9 protein-coding genes are annotated in these 14,053 nt (G+C 49.0%); 7 read left to right on the forward strand and 2 right to left on the reverse strand.

Translation table 11 applies throughout. The annotated features are described in order from the left end of the window. Positions 1 to 47 precede the first annotated feature (47 nt). A complete protein-coding gene (locus LVJ86_RS00335; RefSeq protein ID WP_047760819.1) occupies positions 48 to 1,463 on the reverse strand; it encodes an alanine/glycine:cation symporter family protein in 1,416 nt (471 codons plus the stop codon). Positions 1,464 to 1,637: 174 nt separating this feature from the next. After that, on the reverse strand, positions 1,638 to 2,900 hold the full coding sequence (gene waaA / locus LVJ86_RS00340; protein ID WP_047760880.1) for a lipid IV(A) 3-deoxy-D-manno-octulosonic acid transferase: 1,263 nt from the start codon (positions 2,898 to 2,900) through the stop codon (positions 1,638 to 1,640). A gap of 304 nt (positions 2,901 to 3,204) precedes the next feature. Here waaA and LVJ86_RS00345 point away from each other — a divergent pair, with 304 nt between their 5' ends. From LVJ86_RS00345 to LVJ86_RS00375, 7 genes are all read left to right on the forward strand, one after another. Beyond that, positions 3,205 to 3,717, forward strand: a complete 513-nt coding sequence (locus LVJ86_RS00345; protein WP_047760820.1) for a Spy/CpxP family protein refolding chaperone — start codon at positions 3,205 to 3,207, stop codon at positions 3,715 to 3,717. Between the two features lie 158 nt (positions 3,718 to 3,875). Continuing rightward, entirely contained in the window at positions 3,876 to 5,738 is a 1,863-nt protein-coding gene (locus LVJ86_RS00350; protein ID WP_047760821.1) for a ribonuclease catalytic domain-containing protein, read from the forward strand. A gap of 167 nt (positions 5,739 to 5,905) precedes the next feature. Beyond that, complete coding sequence (pdxA, locus tag LVJ86_RS00355) at positions 5,906 to 6,895, forward strand: 4-hydroxythreonine-4-phosphate dehydrogenase PdxA (RefSeq protein ID WP_047760822.1); 990 nt, start codon at positions 5,906 to 5,908, stop codon at positions 6,893 to 6,895. A 204-nt stretch (positions 6,896 to 7,099) separates the two neighbouring features. Beyond that, a complete protein-coding gene (rsmG, locus tag LVJ86_RS00360) occupies positions 7,100 to 7,726 on the forward strand; it encodes a 16S rRNA (guanine(527)-N(7))-methyltransferase RsmG (RefSeq protein ID WP_047760823.1) in 627 nt (208 codons plus the stop codon). A 256-nt stretch (positions 7,727 to 7,982) separates the two neighbouring features. Then, complete coding sequence (gene dnaE, locus LVJ86_RS00365) at positions 7,983 to 11,417, forward strand: DNA polymerase III subunit alpha (RefSeq protein WP_047760824.1); 3,435 nt, start codon at positions 7,983 to 7,985, stop codon at positions 11,415 to 11,417. 190 nt (positions 11,418 to 11,607) lie between these two features. After that, positions 11,608 to 12,870, forward strand: a complete 1,263-nt coding sequence (locus LVJ86_RS00370) for an NRAMP family divalent metal transporter (protein ID WP_047760825.1) — start codon at positions 11,608 to 11,610, stop codon at positions 12,868 to 12,870. 352 nt (positions 12,871 to 13,222) lie between these two features. Then, positions 13,223 to 14,026 carry an ABC transporter ATP-binding protein gene (locus LVJ86_RS00375; RefSeq protein ID WP_047760826.1) on the forward strand — a complete coding sequence of 268 codons (804 nt, stop codon included), beginning with the start codon at positions 13,223 to 13,225 and terminating at the stop codon, positions 14,024 to 14,026. Positions 14,027 to 14,053: the final 27 nt, after the last annotated feature.

Consider the following 14,053-nt stretch of genomic DNA (forward strand, 5'->3'; position numbering starts at 1 on the left):
AAAAAAACGCCCGTAAGCTGCGGGCGTTTTTTTATTGGGCCAATAATTTACCAAATATCCGATTTGATTTTGCGTTTCAAACCGGGGTGTTCGGATAATTTGAATTCCGGCTCTTTACCCATTTTCAGCTTAGCCGTGTAGTCTTTCAACAAGAGGAATACCAAGGGTGAAAGTGCCAAAATGGCAACCAAGTTAATAACGGCCATGATACCCATGCTGAGGTCGGCCATATCCCATACCAAAGGTACGCTGTTTACCGAGCCGAAATATACCATTGTCAATACAATCATGCGGAAGACGGCCAAAGTCATTTTGCCGTTTTTAATGAATTGCATATTGGATTCGGCATAAGCATAGTTGCCGATAATAGAAGAAAAGGCGAATAAGAACAGTAAAACCGCCAAGAAGTCTGCTCCCCATGCCCCTACATGGCTGACGATAGCGGCTTGGGTTAGCTGTACGCCGCTCAGTTCGCTGGTGCCGTGTACATCGGAAAGCAGCAGGATAAACGCAGTACATGAGCATACGATCATGGTATCCACAAACACGCCCAGCATTTGGATCATACCTTGGGATACCGGATGTTTGACATCTGCCGCCGCTGCCGCATTCGGTGCCGAGCCCATACCGGCTTCGTTTGAAAACAGGCCGCGTTTAATCCCCAACATCATGGCTTGCGCCGCCGCCGCCCCTAAAAAGCCGCCTGCTGCCGCTTGGAAATCAAATGCTTTTGAGAAAATCAGGCTGATTACAGCAGGTACGGCCGATATGTTGGTAATAATCACATAAACCGCCATAATCAAATATAGCAGAGCCATGACAGGTACCACGGTTTCCGCGACTTTGGAAACACGACGGATACCGCCGAAAATAATCGGAGCGGTCAAAATCACTAAGCCAACACCGACCAAATGTTTGTTCCAGCCCCATGCAGCTTCGGTGGCGGCGACGATAGAGTTGGCCTGTACGGCATTGAAAACAAAGCCGAACGCCAAGATCAGGCTGAATGCGAAAACGATGCCCAACCAGTGCTGCTTCATACCTTGGGTAATATAATATGCCGGGCCGCCGCGGAACTGGCCGGTTTGCGGATCACGTATTTTAAACAGCTGGGCCAACGAAGATTCTGCGAATGCGGAACTCATACCGATAAGTGCGGTAATCCACATCCAGAAAACGGCACCCGGACCGCCGACTGAAACGGCAATCGCAACACCGGCGATATTGCCGACGCCTACGCGGCTGGCCAAGCCTGTTACGAAGGCTTGAAACGGGGTGATACCGCCTTTGTCTCCCCCCGCCGAACGACCGCCGAGCATTTCTTTAATACTGCGGCCGAACAGGCGGATTTGGACGATACCTGTTGCAAAGGTAAAAAATAGGCCGACACCGATCAGCAGATATACCAGACCGTTCCACAGCGGGCCGTTCAGGTCATTGATAAGTTCGTGAAATTGTTCCATGTTTGAGATAACTCCGATTCGGTTTTTGTCATTATGTAAAAAGAAAGGCGCTATTTTAATTCATAGGTAACAAAAAATATAATTTTTTTACAATTAAAATTACATAAGAATCATTTGCTTAATATTTTTCCAGGCGCGAATGTAAAGTAAGGAGAGAGGGTTTGGACTTAAAAATCAAACCGCTTCCAAAGCTTCGGCAATCCTTTCCGCCATTCGTTTGCTGGCACCGCGGTGCTTATTGATAAAGCTTTCGGCTTGTTCTTGATATGGGCGCATTTTTTCGGGATGGGCAAGCCAGTCGGATACGGTTTGCCGCCATTCTTCCGCATTAGGGATTTGTACGGCCGCACCGGCTGCTAATGCGCCCGAAGCCGCTTCGGTGAAATTGTAGGTTGAAGGGCCGAACAAGGTAGGTAATTTGCAGGCAATCGGTTCGATTATGTTCTGGCTGCCGGTGTTGACAAGGCTGCCGCCCACAAAAGCAATATCCGCCGCTAAATAATAAGCAAACATCTCCCCCATGCTGTCGCCGATCCATACTTGAGTATCTGCTGCAACCTTTTGCTCCTCACTACGTTTTTGGGTTCGGAAGCCATATCGTATTGCCGAATCATAGGCCGTCTGAAAACGCTCGGGGTGGCGGGGCACGATAACCAATAATGCATCGCCTTTATAGGAACGCCAGGCATTGAGAAGCAGCTCGGCCTCGTCTACGCCTTGATGGTCGCGGGTGCTGGCACATACCACTACAGGTCGCTCGCCGATGTGTTGGCGGAAAGTTTCGGCCAAATGAGACATTTCCAAGGGCGGGGTAATATCGTATTTGCTGTTGCCGCATACATGGACGTGGGAGGCGCCGATAAAGTGTAAGCGTTCGGCATCTGCGGCGGTTTGTGCATAGCAGCCGCTCAATCCTTTGAGAGCCGAGGCAACTAAAGGACGTATTTTCAAATAGCCTTGTTGGGATTTTTCCGACAAACGCGCATTGGCGAGAAATAGCGGAATATTCTCTTTACGGCAAGTATTCATCAGATTCGGCCAAATTTCTGTTTCCATCAGTATCCCGAAGCGCGGGCGGTGCTCATTAAGAAATTGGCGTACATAGGCAGGTTTGTCGTAAGGCAGGTAGCGGCATTGTGCATCCGGAAACAGATTTTGTGCGGTAGCTCTGCCTGTGGGAGTCATTTGAGTGAGCAAAAGGGGCGCATCGGGGAAATATTGCCGCAGTTCGGTGATTAAAGGTTGGGCAGCCCGCGTTTCACCAACGGATACGGCGTGAATCCAAATCGGATGAAGAACGGGATTGGCTAGAGGCTCTCCGAAGCGTTCGCCCCAATGTTCCAGATAAGCCGGGGCTTTTTTTGCGCGGCGGCGGAGATAGCGGCGGATCAGCGCAGGTGCGAAATACCATAGGGTACGGTAGAGGGTATGTAACATCATAGACACATAGGCCGTCTGAAAAAGATTTGGGTTATTGTAGCCGAATATGCCGGTTGCACATAACGTATCGGGAGAAACAGTGGTTAAAAGGTTGTTGTTGAGGTTGTGTAAAGCTTTTGCCCTTACTTTAACTTAATCCCGCTATGGTCTCAGGAATAGGCGCGGATAAGCGGTTTTATTTAACACCACTGCGGACATGATTTACGCCATGAAAACAGGGATTAACATATTTAATAGTTATTATCCGGTTATTGCGAATTACGCTTGTTTTTCCATATTTTTAATTTTAAGGAACAAATTTATGAAAAAAGTAACCGTTGTTTCAGGTGCCGTATTAATGGGCTTGGCTTTGGCTGCCTGCTCTTCCGACAAACCGCAACGAGAAGGTTTCAAACACGAGCAAGGCATGCACCATTTCGGTAAAGAAGCGAAGCGTGGTGATATGATGCGTGGCTTGCGTGATTTGAATCTGACTGATGAGCAAAAAGCCCAAATCAAAAAGATCATCGAGCAAAATCGCCCGCAGCATACACAGCCTGATCAAGCCCAACGCTCAGAGTTCCAAAATCAAATGGCCCAACGCCGGGCTGCCGAAAACAGCTTGATTACCAGCCCTACTTTCGATGAGGCGGCCGCCCGCGAATTGATTAGCCGGCACAGCCAACAGCATACCGAGCGTATGCAGCGCCAAAGCGAGATAGAATTGCAAAAACTCAAAACCCGTCACGCGATCATGCAAGTGTTAACTCCCGAGCAACGTCAACAATGGCTGGAAAAGCAAGAAAAAATGCGAGAAGGCCGTAAGCCGCGCTAAAATCCGTCATATATTCATATATAAATAAAAAGCCCGAAAAATATCAACTTCGGGCTTTAAGGCCGTCTGAAAGGTTATTTTCCGTTTTCAGACGGCCTGTCTGCTATCTGGCAACCGAATCTGCTACAATCATGCCTACTTAAAGGCATTAAAATTTTATGAATATTTTCTATGAAGAATCCGGCCAATTCAAAGTGGCCGCCATCGTACAAAAAAACGACTCAACCTATCAAGTAGATACACAGCACGGCAAACGTACCAAAGTTAAGGCAAACAACGTATTTGTCGAATTTGATACGCCTATGGCCGATTTTTTGGATAAAGCCCAAGCCGAAGCGGTCGAAATCGATACGGATTTACTCTGGGAAGTATGCGGCGAAGAAGAGTTTTCCGCCGAAGAGATCGCTACCGAATATTTTGGCCGCCGGCCTGGTAAAATCGAATTGGCCGCTACGCTTATCGCCCTTTATGCGGCGCCCATGTATTTCTACAAAAAGGCCAAAGGTGTTTTCAAAGCCGCACCGGAAGAAACCCTCAAGCAGGCATTGGCCGCCATCGAACGCAAAAAGCAGCAGGAAGCACAGGTAGAAGCTTGGGTAGAAACATTGCAGCAAGGCGGTTTGCCCGATGAAATAGCTGCCGACTTACGCACGATTCTCCATGCGCCCGACAAGCAGGCACTTACTTACAAAGCCTTTGCCAAGGCAGCTGATAATCTCAAACTTTCTCCGCTGGCATTGGCACGCCGTAACGGCGGAGTTGCCTCAATACCGCAATATTTGCGCGACGGCTTTGAAATGAAATATTTTCTACGTGGTACAGGCTTTGCCGATATTCCTGTTCCGCCGCTTGCAGAACTTCCGCAAGCAGACGTTGCCGCCTTTTCCATTGATGATGAGAGCACGACTGAAATAGACGACGCAATCAGCCTGACCGATTTAGGCAACGGCGGAAAAAGGGTAGGCATACATATTGCCGCTCCCGGTTTGGCAGTAGCGCGCGGCAGTGAAATGGAAAAAACCATTTTAAACCGTTTGAGTACGGTTTATTTCCCGGGCGACAAAATCACGATGTTGCCCGAAAACTGGATTACCGCCTTCAGCTTGGATGCCGGCGCGCACCGCCCGGCCGTCAGCATTTATTTTGATGTGGATGCCGAATTTAATCTGAGCGAACCCGAATGTAGAATCGAAGCCGTTTATATTGCCGAAAACTTGCGTATCCAAGCCATCGAGCCTCATTTCAACGCTCAAAACGGCTTAGAGGCCGGCAGTTCTCCTGCGTTTGCCCACCACAACGATTTGATCTGGTTGTATCAATTTGCCGTCGCCCTTCAAAAAGCACGCGGAAAATACGACCCCAACCGTGCTCCGCAATACGATTACAGCATTGATTTGGCAGACGACGGCACGGTATCAGTAAGCCGCCGCGAGCGCGGTTCGCCGATTGATACTTTGGTGAGCGAAATGATGATTTTGGCCAACAGTACGTGGGCGCAGATGCTGGATAGTGCCGGATTGCCCGGCTTATTCCGCGTACAGCCTGCGGGCAAAGTACGCATGAGTACCCAATCTGAACCGCATATCGGAATGGGCGTACAGCATTACGGCTGGTTTACCTCTCCCTTGCGCCGTGCCGCCGACTATATCAATCAAAAGCAGCTGACCAGCTTGATTCTGCCTGAAACCGAACCGCTTTTCCGTAATAATGATGCAGAGCTTTTTGCCGCTTTGCGCGACTTCGATACCGCCTATGCTGCTTATGCTGATTTCCAACGTCAGATGGAAAGCTACTGGAGTTTGGTGTATTTGGAACAGCAGAATCTTAAAGAGCTAACGGCAACTTTGTTGAAAGATGACTTGGTGCGTATCGAGGGATTGCCGATGGTAGCCCGTGCCACAGGTATTCCTTTTGACGCGCTGCCTAAATCGCAAATGAAGCTGGCGGTTGCCGAAGTGGATTCAGACAAACAGTTTGTCGCTTTAAACTATCTGAAAGCTGTTGCGCCGGTTGTGGTTTAAATCCTCGTCCAAGTAAAACATGCCGTCTGAAATTTTTCAGACGGCATGTTTTTTAGGTGTGGGAACACAATCAACAGTATCACGACTACATTCGGTTACAGATTCCGCTGCCGCTTTGACGACGCTTTGGTATAATGACCGCACACATATAGAGCGAGATCATATTCATGAGCGCATTTCCCGTTTTGGCCGTTACCAGCGGAGAACCGGCCGGTATTGGCCCGGATATCTGCTTGGATTTACCTGCTGCCGAGTTACCCTGCCGTTGCGTGGTATTGGGCGATATCCAATTGCTGAAAGCCCGGGCGCAAGCACTGGGCAAGGCTGTACAGATTATCGAATACCGTCCGGACTACACACCTGCACAAGATGAGCTGGAAGTATTGCATGTTCCCTTGGCCGCGCCTTGCGAAGCTGGGCAGCTCAATACCGCCAATGCCGCTTATGTGCTGCAATTGCTTGACCGTGCTTATGAAGGCATCGAAGCCGGCGAATTTGCCGCTATGGTTACCGCGCCGCTGCACAAAGGGATTATCAATGATGCAGGCGTGCCGTTTAGCGGTCATACCGAATACTTGGCCGAAAAAAGCGGAACAGGCCAAGTCGCCATGATGCTTGCGGGCGGCGGTTTGCGGGTGGCTTTGGTAACGACTCATCTGCCTCTGAAAGATGTTTCCGCCGCAATCGACCGCCCCTTGGTAGAATCGGTTGCACGTATTCTCGCTCAAGAATTACGCCGTAAATTCGGTATTGCCCGACCAAATATTTTGGTAACCGGTCTTAATCCCCATGCGGGAGAAGGCGGACATTTGGGCATGGAGGAAATCGAAGTCATTACGCCGGCGATTGAAAATCTGCGTGCAGAGGGTATGGATATCCATGGGCCGTATCCCGCCGATACCTTGTTCCAACCGTTTATGCTGAAAGGTGCCGATGCCGTGTTGGCGATGTATCACGATCAAGGCTTGCCGGTGTTGAAATATGCCAGCTTCGGCAAAGGTGTCAACATTACCTTAGGCTTGCCTTTTGTGAGAACCTCTGTCGACCACGGAACCGCTCTCACTTTGGCTGGTAGCGGTAAAGCTGATTCGGGCAGTCTGATTGTTGCGGTTGATACGGCTTTGGCAATGGCGCAACATTCGCAAAACGCCGTTTGAAAATGCCCGATTGTTAAAAAGCAGCCGTTAAACGGCTGCTTTTTAGTTTATGAATATGATTTCAGACGGCCTATCAAACAATTCACACCCGTACAGGCGTGTTTTCCGTTAACATAATATCCAAATGTAAATATAGCTGATTTTAAAGTAGAGGCGGAGTACATGATTTTACCCGCCCATCAGGAATAAGAATAAGGATAAACCATGGACAATAAACAAAAATTACAACAAGGCTTGCAGGAAATGGGGTTGAACCTCACGACTGCCCAGCAATTGTTGCTGCTTGAATATGTCGCACTTTTGAAAAAATGGAATAAAACCTACAACCTCACCGCACTGCGTGATGAAAACACCATGATCAGCCACCACATTCTCGACAGCCTCACGCTGCTGCGGTATGTGGAAAAAGCCGAAACTTTGATGGATGTCGGCTCAGGCGGCGGTATGCCCGGTATCCCGACGGCCATTTGCCGCCCTGATTTGCAGATTACCCTGTTGGATTCCAACACTAAAAAAACCACTTTTCTGCAACAAGCCGTGATTGAATTGGGTTTGAACAATGTAACCGTAGCCAGCGGCCGCGTAGAGGCCATGCATGATAAAAAAGTCGATGTGGTAACCAGCCGTGCTTTTGCAGAGTTGGCCGATTTCATTTCATTGACCAAGCATCTTTTGAACGAGAAGGGGTATTGGGCGGCCATGAAAGGCGTTTACCCTTATGAAGAGTTGGCGCATGTACCCGAAAGCGTCGAAGTGGTGAAAGTAGAGAAATTGAATGTTCCCCTGCTCAAAGCCGACCGCCATATGGTCGTTATGCAGCCCGTACGTTAACCGGCGATCTTTTTAAGAACAATTGAACATATTTTGTTTGCCGTATTTGTTTTTGCGGTTATAAACATACCGAATATGCCGTCTGAAAACTTCAGACGGCATATTATTTTGTACGGTGTGCTTTTTTAGTGGCAGTAACTTGTTTTTTAACCGGTCGTTAAGTAGCCGGCTGCGCTTATCTTTGCTTATGCCGCTCAGGGATAGATAAAACGCGTTACAATACGCTTTTGAGAAAGACACAACCCGATTTACCGTTATGACTGATCCTGTTTACATTCCCCTGCGCCTGCATACCGAGTTTTCTATTACCGACGGTACGGTACGTATCAAACAAGCCGTCAAAAAAGCGGCAGAATACGGCTTGCCCGCATTGGGTATCAGTGATCTGATGAATTTTTTCGGGTTGGTGAAATTCTATAAAGCCTGCCGCGGAGCGGGCATTAAGCCGATTGCGGCGGCTGATGTTTGGATTGAAAACCCAGATGCGCCGGATAAGCCTTTCCGAGCCATGTTGGTGGTGAAAAACGATGCGGGTTATCTGCGCTTGAGCGAGCTGTTGACGGCCGCCTATGTGGGTAAAGACCGCAATGTCGATCATACGGAGCTGCGCCAGCAGTGGTTGGCTGAGGGAGACAACAGCGGCTTGATTTGTTTGTCGGGCGCGCACTATGGCGAAGTAGGCATCAATCTGATGAACGGTCATGAAGCCAATGCCAAAGCGGCCGCCAAAAAGTATGCCGCGTGGTTTCCGGATGCTTTTTACCTTGAGCTTCAGCGTCTGCCCGAACGTCCGCAATGGGAAACATCGGTAGCGGGCAGCTTGGAAATTGCCGCCGAACTTGATTTGCCGGTAGTCGCCACTCACCCCACCCAATTTCTCGAGGCAGATGATTTTGAAGCTCATGAGGCACGGGTATGTATTGCTGGCGGTTGGGTGCTGGCCGATAAAAAACGCCCGAAAGAGTTCGTACCCGGGCAATATTTTGTTTCTCCGGAAACGATGGCCGAGCGTTTTGCCGATTTACCTGAAGCCTTGCAAAATTCGGTTGAGATTGCCAAACGCTGCAACATCCACATTACATTAGGTAAAAACTTTTTGCCGCAATTTCCCACGCCAGACGGTATGTCGTTGGATGACTATCTGACGCTGCTTTCCAATGAAGGTTTGCGCGAGCGGATGGAGGTGTTGTATCCCGATGAGGCCGAGCGTGCCGCCAAAATGCCCGAGTATCAGGAGCGTTTGGATTTTGAATTGCAAATCATCATCCAGATGGGTTTTCCGGGCTATTTCCTAATCGTACAAGACTTCATCAACTGGGCGAAAGAAAACGGCTGTCCGGTAGGGCCGGGGCGCGGTTCGGGAGCAGGTTCGCTAGTGGCGTACGCCCTGAAAATTACCGATCTTGATCCGTTGAAATACGCATTGCTGTTCGAGCGTTTTCTTAATCCGGAACGGGTTTCCATGCCCGACTTCGACGTCGATTTCTGCCAAAGCAACCGCGGGCGTGTTATCGAATATGTGCGTGAAAAATACGGAGCTGACGCGGTCAGCCAAATTGTTACTTTCGGTACGATGTCGTCTAAAGCCGTAATACGAGACGTCGGCCGTGTGTTGGAGCTGCCTTTCGGCCTGTGCGATAAACTTTCCAAACTGATTCCGCTTGAGGCCAACCGTCCCGTTAGTTTGGAAAAGGCGATGGAACTTGAGCCGGAAATCGGCCAGCTGATTGAAAACGAAGATGCCGGGCAGCTGATCGATTTGGCCAAACGCTTGGAAGATTTGACCCGCGGTTTGGGTATGCATGCCGGCGGTGTGTTGATCGCACCGGGTAAGATCTCTGATTTCAGCCCTGTTTATCAGGCAGACGAATCGGCTTCGCCCGTATCTATGTACGATAAGGGCGACGTGGAAGACGTCGGCCTGGTGAAGTTCGACTTTTTGGGTTTGCGCAACCTGACCATCATCGAAATGGCGCAAAACTTTATTGCCGAAACCTGCGGGCAAAAGGTTGATGTCAGCCATATTCCGCTGGATGATCCGGCCACATATAAAATCTTTTCCACGGCAAATACCACGGCGGTTTTCCAGTTTGAATCGACCGGTATGAAAAAAATGCTGCAAAAGGCCAAGCCGACCAAGTTTGAAGAGATTATTGCCTTTGTATCGCTTTACCGCCCGGGACCGATGGATCTGATTCCCGACTTTATCGACCGGATGCACGGTGCGAAATTCGAATACCTGCACCCCTTGCTGAGCGAAGTGCTGGAACCGACTTACGGCATTATGGTTTATCAAGAGCAGGTAATGCAGGCAGCCCAGGTATGCGGTGGGTATACTTTGGGTGGTGCTGATTTGCTGCGCCGCGCGATGGGTAAGAAAAAAGTCGAAGAAATGGTGAAACAGCGCGCTACTTTTGTAGCCGGTGCTGCGGAAAAAGGTATCAGCCAAGCCAAAGCCGATGAAATTTTCGACTATATGGAAAAATTCGCAGGCTACGGCTTTAACAAATCACACGCGGCGGCTTATTCTTTGGTGGCGTATCAGACGGCTTGGCTTAAAGCCCATTATCCCGCCGAATTTATGGCGGCTACCATGTCGAGCGAGTTGGACAATACCGACCAGCTCAAGCTGTTTTACGATGATGCCCGCGCCAACGGCATAGAGTTTCTACCGCCTGATATCAATGAATCGTTTTACCGTTTTACGCCCAACAACCAACGCCAAATCCGTTATGCACTCGGTGCGGTCAAAGGTACGGGCGAAGGAGCGGTGGAGGCGATTGTTGCAGCGCGCGAGAGCGGCGGACGCTTTACCGGATTATTGGACTTTTGCGAACGTGTAGGCAAAACACATATCAACAAACGCACCATCGAATCACTTATCCGCGCGGGTGCCTTCGACAGCATTGATCCTAACCGCGCCAAATTAATCGCCAATATCGATTTGGCTATCCACAATGCCGAACAACAGGCCGCCAATGCCAATCAGGGCGGACTATTCGACATGATGGACGATGTCATCGAACCATTGCAGCTTGAGGATGCGCCCGAGTGGAGCGAATCGGAAAAACTGGCCGAAGAAAAACAAGTGTTGGGCTTTTATTTTTCCGGCCATCCGTTCGGCCCGTTTGCCCAAGAGGTACGGCAGTTTGCTCCGGTTCGACTGAATAAGCTGAAACCGCAAGATCATGTGCGTGTGGCCGGTTTTGTTACTGCTGTGCGTACCATGATGGGCAAGCGAGGCAAAATTGCCTTTGCCACTTTGGAAGATCAAAGCGGACAAGTGGAGGTATTGGTAAGCGGGCAGGTGTTGGAAGAATATTCAGGCCGTCTGAAAGCCGACCAAGTATTGATTATGGAATGCAAAGTAAGCCGTGATGATTACAGCGGAGGCGATGCGTTGCGGATCATGGCCAATAATGTGATGACTTTGCAGGCTGCCCGTGAAAAATACGCCCGCAGCCTCAGTTTGAGCTTGCGGCCTGAACATGATATTCCCAAATTGGCAGATTTGCTCGGCGGCTATCGGGCTAGCGGTTCAGGCTCGATACCGTTGTATTTCAGTTATAGTAATGATGCCGCCAGCGGTGAGTTACATACTTCTCCGCAATGGCTGGTTAAGCCTGATATCGCTTTGTTTGATGCTTTGCAGCAGCTTTTGGGTGAACGGGCGATTCGTGTTAACTGGTAGTTTGCTCCATATGATTTGCAGATGATTTGATATTGGTAAATTAGACTAAAAAAGGCCGTCTGAAATTTTCAGACGGCCTTTTTAGACAAAAATGTTACAAAATATGTATAAAATGTCTAATTTTGTAGAAAATTAAAAAATAATCCGATATTATCAGACACTCTGTCAAAATAAGAATGGAAGGCGGTTTATGTCTGTTATCAACTCTTCTGAATCCGTGTCTACATGGCACTCTAAAATGCGGGCTATCGGCCCCGGTATTCTGATGGCCTCTGCTGCCGTCGGTGGTTCACATATTATTGCCTCTACCCAAGCGGGTGCGATATACGGTTGGCAGTTGGCGGTGATTATTATTTTGGTCAACTTGTTTAAATACCCGTTTTTCCACTTCGGCGCGCACTATACGCTAGACACGGGGAAAAGTCTTTTGGAAGGCTATAAAGAGAAAAACCCCCTTTATTTGTGGCTGTTTCTGATACTCAATTTATTTGCTACCGTGGTGAATATCGCCGGAGTGGGTTTGATTACGGCGGTTATTCTCAGTCTTGCCGTTCCCGGTATCTCTATGAATTTGCTTGCCGGCATTGTATTGGGTGTAACTTTACTGTTACTGCTGACAGGAAAATATGGAGCTTTGGACGGTTTGTCTAAGATTGTGATGGTTTCGTTGACGGCAGCCACGGTAACGGCTGTGATTGTAGCGGCAGTGAAAAGCGGCAACGTGCCTGCTGCCCCCGATTTTGTCGCCCCTTCGCCGTGGAATCTTGCCTCATTAGGTTTTATGATTGCTTTGATGGGTTGGATGCCCGCGCCGATCGAATTTTCTGCCATTAACTCACTGTGGGTAGTGGTTAAACGCAAGCTTGACCATGTATCTTACCGCGACGGCTTGTTTGACTTTAATGTAGGCTATATTGGTTCGGCAATTTTGGCGGTGATTTTTCTGGCATTGGGCGCGCTGGTACAGTTTGGTTCGGGCCAAGAAGTCAAAATGGCAGGGCCTGCTTATATCAGCCAACTGGTGGATATGTATGCCGCTACTATCGGTGAATGGTCGCGTTGGCTGGTGGTGTTTATCGCTTTTGCTTGCATGTTCGGCACAACGATTACTGCGGTAGACGGCTATTCGCGCGCAAATACCGAAGCAGTGCGCCTGCTGGCGGGAAGCAAGCAGTTTAGCACCCGTTCGCTGAAAATTTGGACGATACTCGGTTGTGTGGCGGGTATGGTGGTCATCCTGTTCTTCAAAGGCGCGTTGGCTCCCATGCTTAAGTTTGCCATGATCACCGCATTTTTGACGACCCCTGTTTTCGCTTGGTTGAATTTGATGTTGGCCCGAGATTCGGCACATAAAATCAGCTTTTCCCTGATGACGCTATCTTGGTTGGGTTTGTTTTACCTGGTGGGTTTTGCCGTATTGTTTTTATTACAGTTGGTAGGTTTGTTCGGTTGAAATCCCTGAAACCGGAATTAATATTTTGAGAATGCCGTCTGAAGCTTTTCAGACGGCATTCTTTGTTTGACAGTTGGAAAGTTAATAAATAGAGACAGTGATTGGTGAAGGTATCAGTTTGCTTCAGGATTTGTCGTATTCTCGGTACAAAAGCACGCCTATTTACATACATGATCGTATTTTTAAGTTAAAACGCCGTCTGAAAATTGGCCTGTTTTGCAGAATATTATTAAAATACAATCTTTACGCAGTGAAAGCCATTCCAACGTGGCGGCAATGGTTGTTTCGCCGGCCTGGTTGTATTACCTGGGCTTGATTGCAATTTCTTTAATATCTTGTTGATGATTTGAAGATGAGTACACCTTTCATCGAAATGTCTGATGTTGCCTTCGGCTACGGCAGCCGAACTATCCTAAACAATGTCAATTTCAGCATTGAACAGGGTAATTTTGCCGCTATTATGGGCGGATCGGGCAGCGGTAAAACCACTCTGATGCGGCTGATTACCGGCCAACTGCATCCGCAGCGCGGCAGGGTGTTGGTGGAAGGTAAAGATTTGGCGCGTCTGAACCCGGCAGAATTGTACGAGCACCGCCGCCGTATGGGCGTGTTGTTTCAGCATGGCGCTTTATTTACCGATTTATCAGTGTTTGATAACGTGGCATTTCCGATGCGCGAGCTTACTAAGCTGCCGGAACCCGTTATCCGTGATTTGGTTGTGTTGAAGCTCAATGCCGTCGGTTTGCGCGGGGTGGAAAAATTAATGCCCTCGGAGCTTTCGGGCGGTATGGCGCGCCGTGTGGCATTGGCGCGCACGATTGCCCTTGATCCCGAAATTATGCTGTATGACGAACCGTTTACCGGTTTGGATCCGATTTCTCTAGGCGTTATCGCCCATTTGATCAGCCGAATCAACAAAGCTTTGCGCTCTACCAGCGTTATGGTTACGCATGATATCGAGCAATCGCTGAAAATCGTGAACCAAGTGATTTTTCTGGCACACGGAGAAGTGGTGTTTTCCGGCAGCCCTGAAGAAATGCGCGAGTTGGATTCGCCATGGGTTAACCAGTTTGTCGGAGGTTTACCCAACGGGCCAGTGGCTTTCCGCTACCCTGCAGAAACCACGCTGCAGCAAGACTTGTTCGGAACACAATAAAACTTCAGGCGGCCTCATTTTTGAATG

It is taken from the genome of Neisseria arctica, from assembly GCF_022870905.1.
In the GTDB taxonomy this organism is placed as follows: domain Bacteria; phylum Pseudomonadota; class Gammaproteobacteria; order Burkholderiales; family Neisseriaceae; genus Neisseria; species Neisseria arctica.